This is a genomic window from Mesorhizobium sp. B4-1-4, assembly GCF_006439395.2.
Lineage (GTDB): Bacteria > Pseudomonadota > Alphaproteobacteria > Rhizobiales > Rhizobiaceae > Mesorhizobium.
Genome location: NZ_CP083950.1, coordinates 1,987,865 through 2,004,966, shown reverse-complemented (window position 1 = coordinate 2,004,966; position 17,102 = coordinate 1,987,865). Strand labels below are relative to the sequence as shown.

14 protein-coding genes and 1 tRNA gene are annotated in these 17,102 nt (G+C 62.1%); 13 read left to right on the top strand and 2 right to left on the bottom strand.

Features of this window, described 5'->3' with window-relative positions; all coding sequences use genetic code 11:
• The first annotated feature begins 88 nt into the window (after positions 1 to 88).
• The 11 genes from FJW03_RS09710 to FJW03_RS09660 all read left to right on the top strand — a co-directional run bounded on the left by FJW03_RS09710 (position 89) and on the right by FJW03_RS09660 (position 14,275).
• Positions 89 to 574: a group II truncated hemoglobin gene (locus FJW03_RS09710; RefSeq protein WP_140767219.1), complete on the top strand. Its 486-nt coding sequence runs from the start codon at positions 89 to 91 to the stop codon at positions 572 to 574.
• A gap of 376 nt (positions 575 to 950) precedes the next feature.
• Positions 951 to 1,026, top strand: a tRNA-Trp gene (locus FJW03_RS09705).
• Positions 1,027 to 1,387: 361 nt separating this feature from the next.
• On the top strand, positions 1,388 to 1,591 hold the full coding sequence (gene secE / locus FJW03_RS09700; RefSeq protein WP_140609826.1) for a preprotein translocase subunit SecE: 204 nt from the start codon (positions 1,388 to 1,390) through the stop codon (positions 1,589 to 1,591).
• Between the two features lie 27 nt (positions 1,592 to 1,618).
• Positions 1,619 to 2,146: a transcription termination/antitermination protein NusG gene (gene nusG, locus FJW03_RS09695; protein WP_015317996.1), complete on the top strand. Its 528-nt coding sequence runs from the start codon at positions 1,619 to 1,621 to the stop codon at positions 2,144 to 2,146.
• Positions 2,147 to 2,319: 173 nt separating this feature from the next.
• Positions 2,320 to 2,748, top strand: a complete 429-nt coding sequence (gene rplK, locus FJW03_RS09690) for a 50S ribosomal protein L11 (RefSeq protein WP_010909262.1) — start codon at positions 2,320 to 2,322, stop codon at positions 2,746 to 2,748.
• Between the two features lie 4 nt (positions 2,749 to 2,752).
• Positions 2,753 to 3,451 (top strand): 50S ribosomal protein L1, encoded by a 699-nt coding sequence (gene rplA, locus FJW03_RS09685; protein WP_140609809.1) that lies wholly within the window; start codon positions 2,753 to 2,755, stop codon positions 3,449 to 3,451.
• 392 nt (positions 3,452 to 3,843) lie between these two features.
• The gene (gene rplJ, locus FJW03_RS09680) at positions 3,844 to 4,362 is read left to right on the top strand and encodes a 50S ribosomal protein L10 (protein ID WP_140609810.1); all 519 of its coding nucleotides are present in this window, start codon (positions 3,844 to 3,846) and stop codon (positions 4,360 to 4,362) included.
• A gap of 54 nt (positions 4,363 to 4,416) precedes the next feature.
• On the top strand, positions 4,417 to 4,794 hold the full coding sequence (gene rplL, locus FJW03_RS09675) for a 50S ribosomal protein L7/L12 (RefSeq protein ID WP_015317993.1): 378 nt from the start codon (positions 4,417 to 4,419) through the stop codon (positions 4,792 to 4,794).
• Between the two features lie 252 nt (positions 4,795 to 5,046).
• Complete coding sequence (gene rpoB / locus FJW03_RS09670) at positions 5,047 to 9,183, top strand: DNA-directed RNA polymerase subunit beta (protein ID WP_140698630.1); 4,137 nt, start codon at positions 5,047 to 5,049, stop codon at positions 9,181 to 9,183.
• A gap of 144 nt (positions 9,184 to 9,327) precedes the next feature.
• Positions 9,328 to 13,524 carry a DNA-directed RNA polymerase subunit beta' gene (gene rpoC / locus FJW03_RS09665; RefSeq protein WP_140698632.1) on the top strand — a complete coding sequence of 1,399 codons (4,197 nt, stop codon included), beginning with the start codon at positions 9,328 to 9,330 and terminating at the stop codon, positions 13,522 to 13,524.
• 85 nt (positions 13,525 to 13,609) lie between these two features.
• On the top strand, positions 13,610 to 14,275 hold the full coding sequence (locus FJW03_RS09660; RefSeq protein WP_140767218.1) for an O-methyltransferase: 666 nt from the start codon (positions 13,610 to 13,612) through the stop codon (positions 14,273 to 14,275).
• A 96-nt stretch (positions 14,276 to 14,371) separates the two neighbouring features.
• On the opposite strand, the gene FJW03_RS09655 is transcribed toward FJW03_RS09660, so the two are convergent.
• Positions 14,372 to 15,307 carry a Gfo/Idh/MocA family protein gene (locus tag FJW03_RS09655; protein WP_140767217.1) on the bottom strand — a complete coding sequence of 312 codons (936 nt, stop codon included), beginning with the start codon at positions 15,305 to 15,307 and terminating at the stop codon, positions 14,372 to 14,374.
• Positions 15,308 to 15,420: 113 nt separating this feature from the next.
• Positions 15,421 to 15,702, bottom strand: coding sequence for a transcriptional regulator (locus FJW03_RS09650; protein WP_140609814.1), 282 nt, complete (start codon positions 15,700 to 15,702; stop codon positions 15,421 to 15,423).
• A 473-nt stretch (positions 15,703 to 16,175) separates the two neighbouring features.
• Here FJW03_RS09650 and rpsL point away from each other — a divergent pair, with 473 nt between their 5' ends.
• Positions 16,176 to 16,547: a 30S ribosomal protein S12 gene (gene rpsL / locus FJW03_RS09645; RefSeq protein WP_006333356.1), complete on the top strand. Its 372-nt coding sequence runs from the start codon at positions 16,176 to 16,178 to the stop codon at positions 16,545 to 16,547.
• A gap of 63 nt (positions 16,548 to 16,610) precedes the next feature.
• Positions 16,611 to 17,081, top strand: a complete 471-nt coding sequence (gene rpsG / locus FJW03_RS09640; RefSeq protein WP_006202127.1) for a 30S ribosomal protein S7 — start codon at positions 16,611 to 16,613, stop codon at positions 17,079 to 17,081.
• Positions 17,082 to 17,102: the final 21 nt, after the last annotated feature.

Genomic DNA, 17,102 nt, shown 5'->3' with positions numbered 1-17,102 from the left:
GAAACTGGCCATCGAGGCAGGTTGAGCCACGCTCGATTTTGCCGCTATCGTGGCCGTTGGCAGCGCAGGGGCCGGCGGAGGATCGAGAATGAGCCAGGACGTTCCGACAATGTATGAATGGGCAGGCGGCATCGAGGTGCTGAACCGCCTGACCGAAACCTTCTACGACAAAGTGGCGAAGGACCCGATCGTCGGGCCTGTCTTCAAGGCCATGTCGCCGGATCATCCTATGCATGTCGCGGCCTTTATCGGCGAGGTTTTCGGCGGGCCGAAAACCTACAGCGAAAAGTTCGGCGGCCACCGCGAGATGGTCATGCACCATCTGGGCAAGCATTTGACCGAGGAGCAGCGCCGCCGCTGGATCAACCTCCTGGCCGATGTCGCCGACGAGGTCGGCTTGCCCGACGATCCCGAGTTCCGTTCCGCCTTCATGGGCTATGTCGAATGGGGATCGCGATTGGCGAAGATGAATTCCAATCTCGGCGAGACCTGCGATCCGGAGACAGAACCAATGCCAGCCTGGGGCTGGGGCGTGCCTGGCGGCCCGTACAAGCCGCCAGCCGGAAAATCGTAGCCGTGCCGAAACAGACCGCGCAGGTTGCCGGCATCGATCGCCGGCGGCGGGACGTGATCTGCCTGCTTTCGCCAAGACCCTGAATCTGCACAATACCTGCAAACTCCGGCACCTTCCCGTACCGTGCTTGATGCTGATTGCCCATCTGCCATCGGGTTAGTCCTAGGTCGCTTCGCGCGCGGCTGCTGGCGCAAAACGCGCGGTCTTACGAGCGCAACTGGGTGGTGAGCTTTGTCCAGCATTGGACTTTTGCGCTCGAAATCCTTATCTGCGTATGGGTCTTGTGCCTTGCGCTGGGACAATCCTCGCCTTGGACGGTTATGCCTCAAAAGGGCACTTGAGTTCTCATCCGCTTTGTGGAATAGCAGCCCGCGTTACGGGCATAGCTCAGTTGGTAGAGCGGCGGTCTCCAAAACCGCAGGTCGTAGGTTCGAGCCCTGCTGCCCGTGCCATTTTCGAAATGGCTATCAGAAACGACATTTTTGCCGGTGGCCTTTGAAATTCGGCGACCCGCTTGCCATATTGAGGCAATTCGGGCATAAGAGCGCCATAGCCGGGACGGAACGACTGGATGGTTCCGAGGCGGCGTTTGGTCATAAAGCGGACACTTGCCACTTGCGTGGATCAAGAATCGGTTTTATGTAGACAGGACAGACACGCGGCGCGTGGAGCTGGGAAGCCGGCTTTACGCGTCTGATTTGCATGGGCGAAGTGATTGCGCTGATTCGGCGCGACAGTGGACCCAGGCGGCACGTCCCGGCCAGCGGGATCATCCAGGGGACCCGGCCAACGGGTCTTGAAGACAGGCGGCATATGGCTTCGAAAACCACAAATCCATTCGTCTTTCTCCAGCAGGTGCGCGCGGAGACAGCCAAGGTGACTTGGCCGTCGCGGCGCGAGACGATGATCTCGACGGTGATGGTTCTGGCCTTCGCTGTGATCGCGATGCTCTTTTTCTTCACCGCCGATCAGCTCATGGGCCTCGCGGTCGAGCAGATTCTGGGAATTGGACGCTAAGTCCGGCGATTACGGAGAAGTCGTAAAATGGCTACGCGCTGGTACATCGTCCACGCCTATTCGAACTTTGAAAAGAAGGTCGCCGAGGACATCGAGAACAAGGCCAAGCAGAAGGGCCTGTCCGCCGATATCGAGCAGATCGTGGTGCCGACCGAGAAGGTCGTCGAGGTTCGTCGCGGCCGCAAGGTCGATGCCGAGCGCAAATTCTTCCCGGGCTATGTGCTCTTGAAGGCCAATCTGACCGATGCAGTGTTCTCGCTGGTCAAGAACACGCCGAAGGTCACCGGCTTTCTCGGCGACTCCAAGCCGGTGCCGATCACCGAGGCGGAAGCGCAGCGCATCCTGAATCAGGTGCAGGAAGGCGTCGAGCGGCCGAAGCCCTCGGTCACCTTCGAGATAGGCGAGGCGATCCGCGTCTCGGATGGTCCGTTCGCGTCGTTCAATGGTTTCGTCCAGGAAGTGGACGAGGAGCGGGCGCGGCTCAAGGTGGAAGTTTCGATCTTCGGGCGCGCCGTGCCTGTCGATCTGGAATTCGGACAGGTCGAAAAGGGCTGATCCGAATCCTTGGCGCCTGTCGGCGATCAGGGGAGGCGGCGCGGAGGCGCGCGGCCTTGAGAACGGTGGGAGGCGAATGCGGCTTTAGCCTGTCGCAGGAACCGCACCACCAGACTGCAACCGCCGGTGTTTCCCAGGTCGTGGAGCCGGCATAGACAAAGGCAGGAATAGAGATGGCTAAGAAAATTGCAGGCCAGCTCAAGCTCCAGGTCTCCGCGGGTTCGGCTACGCCGTCGCCCCCGATTGGCCCGGCGCTTGGTCAACGCGGCATCAACATCATGGAGTTCTGCAAGGCGTTCAACGCGCAGACCCAGGAAATGGAAAAGGGATCGCCGGTTCCGGTGGTCATTACCTACTATCAGGACAAGTCGTTCACCTTCGTCATGAAGACGCCGCCGGTGAGCTACTTCCTGAAGAAGGCTGCGAACCTGAAGTCTGGTTCGAAGGAACCCGGCAAAGTCAAGGCCGGTACTGTTTCGCGCGACAAGGTTCGCGAGATCGCTACCGCCAAGATGAAGGATCTGAACGCAAACGACGTCGAAGCGGCCATGCGCATGGTCGAGGGCTCTGCCCGTTCGATGGGTCTGGAAGTGGTGGGCTGAGGTCATGGCAAAGATTGCAAAGCGTGTATCCAAGTCCCGCGAAGGCATCGATCCCAACAAGGCCTATGCCCTGGGTGAAGCGCTGAAGCTGCTCAAGGACCGTTCGTCGGTCAAGTTCGACGAGACCGTCGAAGTCGCCATGAACCTCGGCGTCGACCCGCGCCATGCCGACCAGATGGTCCGCGGCGTGGTCAACCTGCCGAACGGCACCGGCCGCTCGGTTCGCGTCGCCGTGTTCGCCCGTGGCGATAAGGCTGAAGAGGCCAAGGCCGCTGGCGCCGACATCGTCGGTGCGGAAGACCTGGTCGACATCGTCCAGAAGGGCACGATCGATTTCGATCGCTGCATCGCTACGCCGGACATGATGCCGCTCGTCGGCCGTCTCGGTAAGGTGCTCGGCCCGCGCGGCATGATGCCGAACCCGAAGGTCGGCACCGTCACCACCGACGTCGCCGCCGCCGTCAAGGCATCGAAGGGCGGCGCGGTCGAGTTCCGCGTCGAGAAGGCGGGCATCGTGCATGCCGGCGTCGGCAAGGTCTCGTTCGATGTCAAGGCGCTGGAAGAGAACGTCCGCGCCTTCGCCGACGCGGTGACCAAGGCAAAGCCGGCTGGCGCCAAGGGCAACTACGTCAAGAAGGTGTCCGTCACCTCGACGATGGGCCCGGGCCTCAAGTTGGATGTCTCGACGCTCGCCGCGTCCTGATCGAATTTTTTGGGCCAGCCGCACGCGGCTGACCTTTGAAGTGAATTCCGGGCCTTGGACTTGTCCTGGGCCCGGTACCGGGAGCCGGAAGGCTTCCGGACATCCTGTCCGAGATTGCAGGCGGCCCTCAGCCTTAATTCGTCTGGGCCTGCATGAGACGGGTGAAGACCTGACAACGGAGCGACTGCTCCAATGAAGGGTTCGAACCGTGTTTGCCTTTTGTCTGCGCATCGCCGGCTTGGCCGTCGATGTGGCGAAAGGGGGCAGGATCCTCGAGCGTCGTTCGGGAGATCCGTTACTGGATGGCCCGGCCGGCAAAAAGGCAACCCGACGCCTGTCTTTGTGAATGGGATGTTCCCGTTAACAGGATGGGGGTCAACTGGAGATAGGCAGTGGACAGAGCGGAAAAACGCGAACTCGTCACGGGCCTGAACGATGCGTTCTCGGGCGCAGGTTCAGTGGTCGTGGCCCACTATGCCGGTATCACCGTCGCGCAAATGAACGACCTCAGGTCGAAAATGCGCGCCGCCGGTGGCACCGTTAAAGTCGCGAAGAACCGTCTCGCCAAAATCGCTCTTCAGGGCACGGACTCCGCATCGATCATCGACCTGTTCAAGGGACAGACGCTGGTCGCCTATTCGGAGGATCCGATTGCGGCGCCGAAGGTCGCGTCCGATTTCGCCAAGGGAAATGACAAGCTTGTCATTCTCGGCGGCGCAATGGGCACGACCTCGCTTGACGCCGACGGTGTGAAGGCACTCGCCACACTTCCGTCGCTCGACGAGCTGCGCGCCAGGCTGGTTGGCATGATCGCCACGCCGGCAACCCGGATCGCCCAGATCGTCAATGCACCCGCGGCTTCGGTCGCGCGCGTCATCGGCGCTTACGCCCGGAAGGACGAGGCGGCATGAGGCCGTTCCTCGCTATCACAAACACACGTTCGAACCTAACGAAGGAATACAACAATGGCTGATCTCGCAAAGATCGTAGACGACCTTTCGAAGCTGACCGTCCTCGAGGCGGCTGAGCTGTCGAAGCTTCTGGAAGAAAAGTGGGGCGTTTCGGCTGCTGCTCCGGTGGCGGTTGCCGCCGCTGGCGGTGCTGCCGCCGCCGCTGCTCCGGTCGAAGAGAAGACCGAATTCGACGTCGTCCTCACCGAGGCCGGCGCTCAGAAGATCAACGTCATCAAGGAAGTCCGCGCCATCACCGGTCTTGGCCTCAAGGAAGCCAAGGATCTGGTCGAAGCGGCTCCGAAGCCGGTCAAGGAAGGCGTTTCGAAGGCCGATGCCGACAAGTTCAAGGCCCAGCTGGAAGCAGCCGGCGCCAAGGTCGACCTGAAGTAAGCGTATCAAGCGGCGGGCGGCCTCGCGCCGTCCGCCACTCCCTTCGCCCGGAGGGAGGACGCCTAACGCGAGATGTACGAGAACCTCTTTCCTGAGGGCCTGGAAGCGGCCTTCAGGAAACGGGTTTTCTCCCGTTTTAGCCGGCCACCGACGGGAGGCTGGAGAACAGACAGAGAGCCGCCGCCCAGGTGGCTCGGAATGCAAGGCGAACCGCGGCGAGGTTCGCCCCGAGTTTAGAGCTAAGGAGCGACGATGGCCCATACCCAGACTTTCAATGGCCGCAGACGCGTACGCAAGTTCTTCGGAAAGATCCCGGAAGTTGCGGAGATGCCGAACCTCATCGAGGTTCAGAAGGCGTCCTATGACCAGTTCCTGATGGTGGACGAGCCCAAGGGCGGCCGCCCGGACGAGGGACTGCAGGCTGTTTTCAAGTCGGTCTTCCCGATCTCCGACTTTTCCGGCTCCTCGATGCTGGAGTTCGTGAAGTACGAGTTCGAAGGACCGAAATTCGACGTTGACGAATGCCGTCAGCGCGACCTGACCTATGCCGCGCCGCTGAAGGTGACGCTGCGCCTCATCGTGTTCGATATCGACGAAGATACCGGCGCCAAGTCGATCAAGGACATCAAGGAGCAGGACGTCTACATGGGCGACATGCCGCTCATGACCTTGAACGGCACCTTCATCGTCAACGGCACCGAGCGCGTCATCGTCTCGCAGATGCACCGTTCGCCGGGCGTCTTCTTCGACCATGACAAGGGCAAGTCGCATTCGTCGGGCAAGCTTCTGTTCGCCGCCCGCGTCATTCCCTATCGCGGTTCGTGGCTCGACATCGAGTTCGATTCCAAGGACGTCGTGCACGCCCGTATCGACCGTCGCCGCAAGATCCCGGTGACGTCGCTTTTGATGGCGCTCGGCATGGATGGTGAAGAGATCCTGTCGACCTTCTACAACAAGATCACCTACAAACGCGCCGGCGACCATTGGCGCATTCCGTTCAACGTCGAGCGTTTCCGCGGCCTCAAGGCCGTCGGCGATCTGGTCGATGCTGATACTGGTGAGGTCGTTGTCGAAGCCGGCAAGAAGATCACCGCCCGTCAGGCGCGTCAGCTCGGCGAAAAGGGCCTGAAGGCGATCAAGGCGACCGACGAGGACCTGCTCGGCAACTATCTCGCCGAGGACATCGTCAACTACGCCACCGGCGAGATCTTCCTCGAAGCCGGCGACGAGATCGACGAGAAGACGCTGAAGGTGCTGCTCGGCACCGGTGAGCAGGAGGTGCAGATCCTCGACATCGACCATGTCAATGTCGGCGCCTACATCCGCAACACGCTCGCCGTCGATAAGAACGAGAGCCGCCAGGACGCGCTGTTCGACATCTACCGCGTCATGCGTCCGGGCGAGCCGCCGACGCTCGAGACCGCCGAAGCCATGTTCAACTCGCTGTTCTTCGACAGCGAGCGCTATGACCTGTCGGCCGTCGGCCGAGTCAAGATGAACATGCGCCTCGAACTCAAGGCCGAGGACACCGTCCGCGTGCTGCGCAAGGAAGACATCCTGGCCGTGGTCAAGACGCTGGTCGAACTGCGCGACGGCAAGGGCGAGATCGACGACATCGACAATCTCGGCAACCGCCGCGTTCGTTCGGTCGGCGAGCTGATGGAGAACCAGTACCGCGTCGGCCTGCTGCGCATGGAGCGCGCGATCAAGGAGCGTATGTCCTCGATCGAGATCGACACGGTCATGCCGCAGGACCTGATCAACGCCAAGCCGGCGGCCGCCGCCGTGCGCGAGTTTTTCGGTTCCTCGCAGCTGTCCCAGTTCATGGACCAGACCAACCCGCTGTCGGAGATCACGCACAAGCGCCGTCTCTCGGCGCTTGGACCGGGCGGTCTGACCCGCGAACGCGCCGGCTTCGAAGTGCGCGACGTGCACCCGACGCATTACGGCCGTATCTGCCCGATCGAGACGCCGGAAGGCCCGAATATCGGTCTGATCAACTCGCTGGCCACCTTCGCGCGCGTCAACAAGTACGGCTTCATCGAGAGCCCGTACCGTAAGATCGTCGACGGCAAGCTGACCAATGACGTCGTCTATCTCTCGGCGATGGAAGAAGCCAAGCACCATGTCGCGCAGGCCAACGCCGAGCTCGACAAGAATGGCGGCTTCGTCGACGAGTTCGTCATTTGCCGCAGTGCCGGCGAAGTGATGATGGCGCCGCGCGAAAACGTCGATCTGATGGACGTGTCGCCCAAGCAGATGGTGTCGGTGGCCGCGGCCCTGATCCCGTTCCTGGAAAACGACGACGCCAACCGCGCGCTGATGGGCTCCAACATGCAGCGTCAGGCCGTGCCGCTGGTGCGCGCCGAGGCGCCGTTCGTCGGCACCGGCATGGAGCCGGTCGTCGCCCGTGACTCGGGTGCCGCCATCGGCGCCCGCCGCGGCGGCATCGTCGACCAGGTGGACGCTACCCGTATCGTTATCCGCGCGACGGAAGATCTCGATCCGGGCAAGTCCGGCGTCGACATCTACCGGTTGATGAAGTTCCAGCGTTCGAACCAGAACACCTGCATCAACCAGCGTCCGCTGGTGCGCATGGGTGACCGGGTCAACAAGGGCGACATCATCGCCGACGGTCCGTCGACGGAGCTCGGCGATCTGGCGCTCGGCCGCAACGTGCTGGTCGCGTTCATGCCGTGGAACGGCTACAACTACGAGGACTCCATCCTCTTGTCCGAGCGCATCGTCGCCGACGACGTCTTCACCTCGATCCACATCGAGGAGTTCGAGGTCATGGCGCGCGATACCAAGCTCGGTCCGGAGGAAATCACGCGCGACATTCCGAACGTCTCGGAAGAAGCGCTGAAGAACCTCGATGAAGCCGGCATCGTCTATATCGGTGCGGAAGTGCAGCCGGGCGATATCCTGGTCGGCAAGATCACGCCGAAGGGCGAAAGCCCGATGACGCCGGAAGAAAAACTTCTGCGCGCCATCTTCGGCGAAAAGGCTTCGGATGTGCGCGACACTTCGATGCGCATGCCTCCGGGCACCTTCGGCACCGTCGTCGAGGTGCGCGTGTTCAACCGCCACGGTGTGGAGAAGGACGAGCGCGCCATGGCGATCGAGCGCGAGGAGATCGAACGCCTTGCCAAGGACCGCGACGACGAGCAGGCGATCTTGGACCGCAACGTCTACGCCCGCCTCTCCGACGTGCTCGTCGGCAAGGAAGCGATCGCCGGACCGAAGGGCTTCAAGAAGGGCTCGACGTTGTCCAAGGACACGCTCGACGACTATCCGCGTTCGCAGTGGTGGCAGTTTGCCGTGGAGAACGAAAAGCTCCAGAGCGAACTGGAAGCCCTGCGTGGCCAGTACGACGACTCCAAGAAGGCGCTCGAACAGCGCTTCATGGACAAGGTCGAGAAGGTCCAGCGCGGCGACGAAATGCCTCCGGGCGTCATGAAGATGGTCAAGGTCTTCGTGGCGGTGAAGCGCAAGATGCAGCCGGGCGACAAGATGGCCGGCCGTCACGGCAATAAGGGTGTCGTGTCGCGCATCGTTCCGGTCGAGGATATGCCTTTCCTCGAGGACGGCACGCATGCCGATATCGTGCTCAACCCGCTGGGTGTGCCGAGCCGCATGAATGTCGGCCAGATCCTGGAGACGCATCTGGGCTGGGCCTGCGCGGGAATGGGCCGGAAGATCGGCGAATTGATCGACGCCTACAAGGCGGGCGGCGACATCAAGCCGTTGCGCAAGACGTTGGAAAGCTTCATGCCTTCCAACGACCGCAATGAGCCGATCCGCGAATATGACGACGAGAGCATTGTTCGCCTCAGCGAGCAGATGCGTCGCGGCGTCTCGATCGCGACCCCGGTGTTCGACGGCGCGCACGAGGCCGACATCAACACCATGCTGGAGCAGGCTGGCCTGCACACCAGCGGTCAGTCGCAGCTCTATGACGGACGCACCGGCGAGCCGTTCGATCGCAAGGTGACGATGGGCTATATCTATATGCTCAAGCTTCACCACCTCGTGGACGACAAGATCCACGCGCGTTCGATCGGTCCGTACTCGCTCGTCACCCAGCAGCCGCTGGGCGGCAAGGCGCAGTTCGGCGGCCAGCGCTTCGGCGAAATGGAGGTCTGGGCGCTGGAAGCCTACGGTGCCGCCTACACGCTGCAGGAAATGCTGACGGTGAAGTCGGACGACGTCGCCGGCCGTACCAAGGTCTACGAGGCGATCGTCAGAGGCGACGACACCTTCGAGGCGGGCATCCCTGAGAGCTTCAACGTGCTCGTCAAGGAAATGCGGTCTCTCGGCCTCAATGTCGAGCTGGAGAACACCAAGCTCGACGAAGCACCGGTTCGGCTGCCAGACGCTGCCGAATAGGGAGTAAACAAGACATCCGGTCGCGGGAGAGGGCTCCCGCGACCGGATGCATCAATTTCTTCGGCCGGTGGGCCGACCACTCAGCGGGCATTCGGCCCGCGTTAGATGCAAGGGGTTTTCGAGGACCCCGAAAAGGAGAACGGCATGAACCAAGAGGTCATGAATCTCTTCAATCCCCAGGCGCCCGCGCAGGTGTTCGATTCCATCCGGATCTCGCTTGCCAGCCCTGAGAAGATTCTGTCCTGGTCGTTCGGCGAGATCAAGAAGCCGGAGACCATCAACTACCGCACCTTCAAGCCGGAGCGTGACGGTCTTTTCTGCGCACGCATTTTTGGTCCGATCAAGGACTATGAGTGCCTGTGCGGCAAGTACAAGCGCATGAAGTACAAGGGCGTCATCTGCGAAAAGTGCGGCGTCGAAGTCACGCTGTCGCGCGTGCGTCGCGAGCGCATGGGCCATATCGAGCTCGCCGCCCCCGTCGCCCACATCTGGTTCCTGAAGTCGCTGCCCTCGCGCATCGGCACGCTGCTCGACATGACGCTGAAGGATATCGAGCGCGTCCTCTACTTCGAGAACTATATCGTCACCGAGCCTGGCCTCACCGCGCTGAAGGAGCACCAGCTGCTCAGCGAGGAAGAGTATATGATCGCCGTCGACGAATATGGCGAGGATTCCTTCACCGCCATGATCGGCGCCGAGGCCATTCATGACCTTCTGGCCGGCATGGACCTGGAGAAGATCGCCGGCGACCTGCGTTCGGAGCTGGCTTCGACCACGTCCGAGCTGAAGCAGAAGAAGTATCTGAAGCGGCTCAAGGTCGTCGAGAACTTCATGGAATCCGGCAACCGTCCGGAATGGATGATCATGAAGGTGGTTCCGGTGATCCCGCCGGACCTGCGCCCGCTCGTCCCGCTGGACGGCGGCCGTTTCGCGACGTCCGATCTGAACGACCTCTATCGCCGGGTCATCAACCGCAACAACCGTCTGAAGCGGCTGATCGAGCTGCGCGCCCCCGGCATCATCGTGCGCAATGAAAAGCGCATGCTGCAGGAAGCCGTCGATGCGCTGTTCGACAACGGCCGTCGCGGCCGCGTCATCACCGGCGCCAACAAGCGCCCGCTGAAGTCGCTGTCCGACATGTTGAAGGGCAAGCAGGGCCGGTTCCGTCAGAACCTGCTTGGCAAGCGCGTCGACTATTCCGGCCGTTCGGTCATCGTCACCGGTCCCGAGCTCAAGCTGCACCAGTGCGGCCTGCCGAAGAAGATGGCGCTCGAACTGTTCAAGCCCTTCATCTACGCCCGTCTCGACGCCAAGGGTTACTCCTCGACCGTCAAGCAGGCGAAGAAGCTGGTCGAGAAGGAGCGTCCGGAAGTCTGGGATATCCTGGACGAGGTCATCCGCGAACATCCGGTGCTGCTGAACCGTGCGCCGACGCTGCACCGACTCGGCATCCAGGCGTTCGAGCCGATCCTGATCGAAGGCAAGGCGATCCAGCTGCACCCGCTGGTCTGCACGGCCTTCAACGCCGACTTCGACGGCGACCAGATGGCGGTTCACGTGCCGCTGTCGCTGGAAGCGCAGCTCGAAGCCCGCGTGCTGATGATGTCGACCAACAACATCCTGCATCCGGCTTCCGGCGCGCCGATCATCGTGCCGTCGCAGGACATGGTTCTGGGTCTCTATTATCTCTCGATCGTCAACCAGAACGAGCCGGGCGAGGGCATGGTGTTTGCCGACATGGGCGAACTCCAGCATGCGCTCGAGACCAAGGCGGTGACGCTGCACGCCAAGATCAAGGGTCGCTTCCGCTCGGTCGACGCCGAAGGCAAGGTCGTGTCGAAGATCTACGACACCACGCCTGGCCGCATGATCATCGGCGAGCTTCTGCCGAAGAACGTCAACGTGCCTTACGAGACCGCCAACCAGGAGATGACCAAGAAGAACATCTCCAAGATGATCGACACCGTCTACCGCCACTGCGGTCAGAAGGAGACGGTCATTTTCTGCGACCGCATCATGGCGCTCGGTTTCGCCCATGCCTGCCGTGCCGGCATTTCGTTCGGCAAGGACGACATGCTGATCCCGGACACCAAGACCAAGCTTGTGTCGGACACCGAGGCTTTGGCCAAGGAATACGAGCAGCAGTACAATGACGGTCTGATCACGCAGGGCGAGAAGTACAACAAGGTCGTCGACGCCTGGGCCAAGTGCTCGGAAAAGGTCGCCGACGAGATGATGGCCCGCATCAAGGCGGTCGAGTTCGAGGACAATGGCCGTCAGAAGCCGATGAACTCGATCTACATGATGTCGCACTCCGGTGCGCGTGGCTCGCCCACCCAGATGCGTCAGCTCGCCGGCATGCGCGGCCTGATGGCCAAGCCGTCGGGTGAAATCATCGAGACGCCGATCATCTCGAACTTCAAGGAAGGCCTGACCGTGCTCGAGTACTTCAACTCGACCCACGGCGCCCGTAAGGGTCTGGCCGACACCGCCTTGAAGACGGCGAACTCGGGCTACCTCACCCGCCGTCTGGTCGACGTGGCGCAGGACTGCATCGTCAACTCCGTGGATTGCGGCACCGACAAGGGCCTCACCATGCAGCCGATCGTCGATGCCGGTCAGGTTGTCGCTTCGGTTGGCCAGCGCGTGCTGGGCCGCACCGCGCTCGACGACATCAACCATCCGGTGACCGGCGATCTGCTGGTCAAGGCCGGCAAGCTGATGGACGAGCGCGATGTGGAGCAGATCGAAAAGGCCGGCGTTCAGTCGGTCCGCATCCGTTCGGCGCTGACCTGCGAGGTCAGGGTCGGCGTCTGCGCGGTGTGCTACGGACGCGATCTGGCCCGCGGCACCCCGGTCAACCAGGGTGAAGCCGTCGGCGTCATCGCGGCGCAGTCGATCGGTGAGCCGGGCACCCAGCTCACCATGCGTACCTTCCACATGGGCGGTACCGCGCAGGTGGTGGACTCTTCGTTCCTTGAAGCCTCCTATGAGGGCAAGGTCGAGATCCGCAACCGCAACGTGGTGCGCAACTCCGACGGCCAGCAGATGGTCATGGGCCGCAACATGGCGGTGCTGATCCTCGACGAAGCCGGCAAGGAGCGCGCCACGCACCGCGTCACCTATGGTTCGCGCATCTTCGTGGACGATGGCGACAAGGTGAAGCGCGGCCAGCGTATCGCCGAGTGGGATCCCTATACCCGCCCGATCCTCACCGAAATCGAGGGCAAGGTGGCGTTCGAGGATCTGGTCGACGGCATTTCCGTGCAGGAAACGGCCGACGAGTCGACCGGCATCACCAAGCGTGAGGTCATCGACTGGCGTTCGACGCCGCGCGGCAACGACCTGAAGCCGGCGATCGTCGTCCAGGACACCAAGGGCAAGGTCGGCAAGCTGTCGAAGGGTGGCGATGCCCGCTTCCTGCTCTCGGTCGAGGCCATTCTCTCGGTCGAGCCGGGTGCGCAGGTTCGTCCCGGCGACGTGCTGGCGCGTATCCCGATGGAAAGCGCCAAGACCAAGGACATCACCGGTGGTCTGCCGCGTGTTGCCGAACTGTTCGAGGCACGTCGTCCCAAGGATCACGCCATCATCGCCGAGATCGACGGCACGATCCGCTTCGGCCGCGACTACAAGAACAAGCGTCGCATCATCATCGAGCCGCATGACTCGACGCTTGAGCCGGTCGAATACCTGATCCCGAAGGGCAAGCCGTTCCATCTCCAGGACGGCGACGTCATCGAGAAGGGCGACTACATCCTCGACGGCAATCCCGCGCCGCACGACATCCTGGCGATCAAGGGCGTGGAAGCGCTTGCTTCCTACCTCGTCAACGAGATCCAGGAAGTCTACCGTCTGCAGGGCGTGTCGATCAACGACAAGCACATCGAGGTGATCGTTCGCCAGATGCTGCAGAAGGTCGAGATCACCACGCAGGGCGACTCGACCTATATCCCGGGCGACCATGTCGACGTGATCGAACTGGAAGAGGTCAACGAGCGGCTGATCGAGGACGGCAAGAAGCCGGCCGAAGGCCAGCCGGTGCTGCTCGGCATCACCAAGGCGTCGCTGCAGACGCCGTCCTTCATCTCGGCCGCCTCCTTCCAGGAGACGACCAGGGTGCTGACGGAAGCAGCCGTCGCCGGCAAGACCGACATGCTGCAGGGCTTGAAGGAAAACGTCATCGTCGGCCGGCTGATCCCGGCCGGTACTGGCGGCACGATGAGCCAGATCCGGCGCATCGCCACCTCGCGCGACGAACTCATCATCGACGAGCGCCGCAAGGCCTCCGGTGTGGAAGTGGCCGAGCCGATGCTCGCCGACATGACAACCGCCGCGCAGTAAGCGCGGCGGCAAGGATCTCAGGCAACAGAAGCCGTCGGGGCAACCCGGCGGCTTTTTCGTTTCACATCAACCCGAGGAGGGAAACATGAGCAGAAAGACATGGACGGCTGTCGACGACTACATCGTCGCCTCTCTCTTCGAGCCGGATCCCGTGCTCGACGCTGTCCTGGCGGCCAACCGCGATCAGGGCCTACCGGCGATCGACGTCTCGGCGGCGCAGGGAAAGCTGCTCTCGCTGCTGGTGCGCATCGGCGGCGCCAGGAAGGTGCTCGAGATCGGCACGCTGGGTGGCTATTCGACCATCTGGATGGCGCGGGGATTGCCGGCCGGCGGCAAGATCGTGACGCTCGAACTCGATCCGCATCATGCCAAGATCGCCCGTTCGAATTTTGAGCGGGCTGACGTCGCGGACCGGGTGGACCTGCGTGTCGGTCCGGCACTTCAATCGCTCGCCGCGCTGGGTGGCGAGAATGCCGGCCCGTTCGACCTGATCTTCATCGACGCCGACAAGCCGAACAACCCGAACTATCTCGACTGGGCCATGCGGCTGTCGCGCTCCGGAACGGTCATCGTCTGCGACAACGTCATCCGCGACGGCGATGTCGTGAACGAAGATGGCCGCGACGCCAATGTCGAAGGCGCCCGCGCGGCCTTTTCATTCATCGGCGGTGACAAACGGCTGGACGGCACCGCCATCCAGACCGTCGGCGCCAAGGGCTATGACGGCTTTGCCATCGCGATCCTCGACTGAAGGCAACCACCGGAGTTGGATGTACGAGCGCCTTCAGTCCTGTTCACAGCCATCCGAGATTGCAGACGTCGACCCAGGCAGGGGGTTGAGCAGCAATCAGTCGAAAAACGCCTCGACCACGTTGCGCTTGCCGAGCATGAAGGCGTCGGCGACATGCTGCAGTGGGGCGAGATCGACGTCGGAGACACCCGCGCGCACGATTTCGGCGAACCGCCTGTAGAGCATCGGGTACTCCGTTTCCGGCTCCTCGTGGACAACTCGCCCGTCAATGGCGAGTTTCGAGCCGCCACCGGAAAGCACCATCTTGCCGGCATCGGTGTCGGCAAGGATGTCCCAGCTTTGCGGGCCGGTCTGCAACCAGTCGAGGTCCATCGTCACCGGCAAGCCGTTCGAGGTGCGGAATGTGACTTGCGCCGCGATCGGAGCGGCGCGGTTCTCTGGAAAGTCGAGTACCGCCGAGGTGATGTGCATCGCCGGCAGGATATAAGTCGCGATCGACAGCGCGTTGATGCCGGGATCGAAGACACCGAAGCCGCCGGGAGCCCAGATCCAGTCCTGGTTCGGGTGCCAGCGGCGGACATCTTCCTTCCAGACGATTGCCGCGGAGCGGATTCGAGTCGATGCGAGAAAGCCGCGTGCCGCTTCAACCGCCGGTGCATAGCGCGAATGCCAGCTGGCAAAGAGGGAAACACCCTGCTTTGCAGCCAGCACCTTCAGGTCCTCGACCTCGCTGACCGTGGCGCCCGGCGGTTTTTCCAGGAAGACATGTTTCTTCGCCTCGAGTGCGGTGCGCGCGGCGTCGTAACGGAATTGCGGCGGCATGCAGAGCGATACGGCGTCGAGCTCCGGCACCGCGTCGAGCATCGCCTCGATGGTGGGAAAATTCGGGATGCCGTCGACCTTGCCATGCCGGCTTGCTGCGGCGGCGAGGCGGTAGGCCTGGTCCTTCGCCAGGGCCGGCAGGTGCTGGTCGCGTACGATCTTGCCGACGCCGATGATGCCGAGCTTGATGGGGCTATTGGTCGAGGACATGTGTGCTCCGGAATGGGAATGGCAGATTTTTCTATGCGCGAGAAGACGGCCGGGTAACTTGCGGAAGATAGAGCGTCTGTCCAGCCGACATCAGCCGCGTCCGGACTTGATTCTCATATCGGCTCGTCGAAAGTAACGATCGACACTTCGCCTTCGAGCGCGCCTTGGTAGGCCGAAAGGTGCGGCTCCTCGTCGGGCACGCCGTCCATGTCGCCGATCTGGTCGAGCTCGGCCTCGGCATAACCTTCCGCGGCGAGCGATTCGAGGGCGCGGCGCACCGCCGAATCGTCGTCGGGCGCGACAAGCATGACATGCACGCCTTCCGCCTTGCCGCCTTTGCGCTTCCACACCCGGCCAGTGATGATGGTGACCGGGCGTTCTTCATTGTCGTTCACGGGCTGATTCCTCCTGGCAAGGGCCGTGTGAGGGGACTTTGAGTGCTCAGGCGGCCTTTTCGCATGAAGCAGGGCCGCGCGACAGCCGGATGCCGGTCACTTTCTTCCTCGCCCTTGCAAATTGGCGAAAGAAAATTACATGCGGTTTTCGCATGGCTGCCAAGCCCCGGCTTCAATGCAATATTTGCCGTTGCGGGGTTGACGCTTCGCGGGCTTGCGAGTAGAAGCCGCCCAGTCAGAACCGATGTGAGGCTCTCCCTTCCGAAGCGACACGCTTTGGAGTTTGCCTCAAACAGGGTTCATCTTACGAGCGAAAAGACATTTCCGGCGTGCATGAAGCGGCTTCCGCTTCCTCTGCGATTTGTTCGGGCAGGACCGCGAGGCGCGGTTTGTGGCCCGAATTTGCGTATGGAAATCACGCTTTGAGCGGCCCTGACCGGGCGAGACACGGAATTGAGAGACAAGAGGGTTTAATGCCTACCGTCAACCAGCTGATCCGCAAGCCGCGCATTGCGCCGGTGAAGCGCAACAAGGTCCCGGCCATGCAGCAGAACCCGCAGAAGCGGGGCGTCTGCACGCGCGTCTACACGACGACGCCGAAGAAGCCGAACTCGGCGCTGCGCAAGGTGGCCAAGATCCGCCTGACCAATGGTTTCGAAGTGATCGGTTACATTCCCGGTGAAGGTCACAACCTTCAGGAGCATTCCGTGGTCATGATCCGCGGCGGCCGCGTCAAGGACCTTCCGGGCGTCCGCTACCACATCATCCGCGGCGTGCTCGACACGCAGGGTGTGAAGAACCGCAAGCAGCGCCGTTCGAAATACGGTGCGAAGCGTCCGAAGTAAGGTTTTCCGGCTTCGGCGCTTTTTTGACTGCGCCGGGCTATGAGAAATTGAGAGACAAAAGCCATGTCCCGTCGTCACAGTGCAGAAAAGCGTGAGATCAATCCGGATCCGAAGTTCGGCGATCTGATCGTTACCAAGTTCATGAATGCCGTCATGTATGATGGCAAGAAGTCGGTCGCCGAGACCATCGTCTACGGCGCGCTCGACCAGGTCCAGTCGAAGACCAAGCAGGAGCCGGTCACCGTCTTCCATCAGGCGCTCGACAATGTCGCGCCGCATGTGGAAGTGCGTTCGCGTCGCGTCGGCGGCGCCACCTACCAGGTTCCGGTCGACGTGCGTCCCGAGCGCCGCCAGGCATTGGCCATCCGTTGGCTGATCGCGGCTGCTCGCAACCGCAACGAGACCACCATGATCGACCGCCTCTCCGGCGAGCTGATGGACGCGGCCAACAACCGCGGCACGGCCGTCAAGAAGCGTGAAGACACCCACAAGATGGCTGAAGCCAACCGCGCTTTCGCACACTATCGCTGGTAAAGCGCGAACAGGACTGAGAGG

Excerpts from the sequence above, each read along its gene's own strand:
- rplK (WP_010909262.1), top strand. The coding sequence starts at position 2,320 with ATGGCTAAGAAAATTGCAGGCCAGCTCAAGCTCCAGGTCTCCGCGGGT.
- FJW03_RS09710 (WP_140767219.1), top strand. The coding sequence starts at position 89 with ATGAGCCAGGACGTTCCGACAATGTATGAATGGGCAGGCGGCATCGAG.
- rpsL (WP_006333356.1), top strand. The coding sequence starts at position 16,176 with ATGCCTACCGTCAACCAGCTGATCCGCAAGCCGCGCATTGCGCCGGTG.
- rpoC (WP_140698632.1), top strand. The coding sequence starts at position 9,328 with ATGAACCAAGAGGTCATGAATCTCTTCAATCCCCAGGCGCCCGCGCAG.
- nusG (WP_015317996.1), top strand. The coding sequence starts at position 1,619 with ATGGCTACGCGCTGGTACATCGTCCACGCCTATTCGAACTTTGAAAAG.
- rpoB (WP_140698630.1), top strand. The coding sequence starts at position 5,047 with ATGGCCCATACCCAGACTTTCAATGGCCGCAGACGCGTACGCAAGTTC.
- FJW03_RS09660 (WP_140767218.1), top strand. The coding sequence starts at position 13,610 with ATGAGCAGAAAGACATGGACGGCTGTCGACGACTACATCGTCGCCTCT.
- secE (WP_140609826.1), top strand. The coding sequence starts at position 1,388 with ATGGCTTCGAAAACCACAAATCCATTCGTCTTTCTCCAGCAGGTGCGC.
- FJW03_RS09655 (WP_140767217.1), bottom strand. The coding sequence starts at position 15,307 with ATGTCCTCGACCAATAGCCCCATCAAGCTCGGCATCATCGGCGTCGGC.
- rpsG (WP_006202127.1), top strand. The coding sequence starts at position 16,611 with ATGTCCCGTCGTCACAGTGCAGAAAAGCGTGAGATCAATCCGGATCCG.
- rplA (WP_140609809.1), top strand. The coding sequence starts at position 2,753 with ATGGCAAAGATTGCAAAGCGTGTATCCAAGTCCCGCGAAGGCATCGAT.
- rplL (WP_015317993.1), top strand. The coding sequence starts at position 4,417 with ATGGCTGATCTCGCAAAGATCGTAGACGACCTTTCGAAGCTGACCGTC.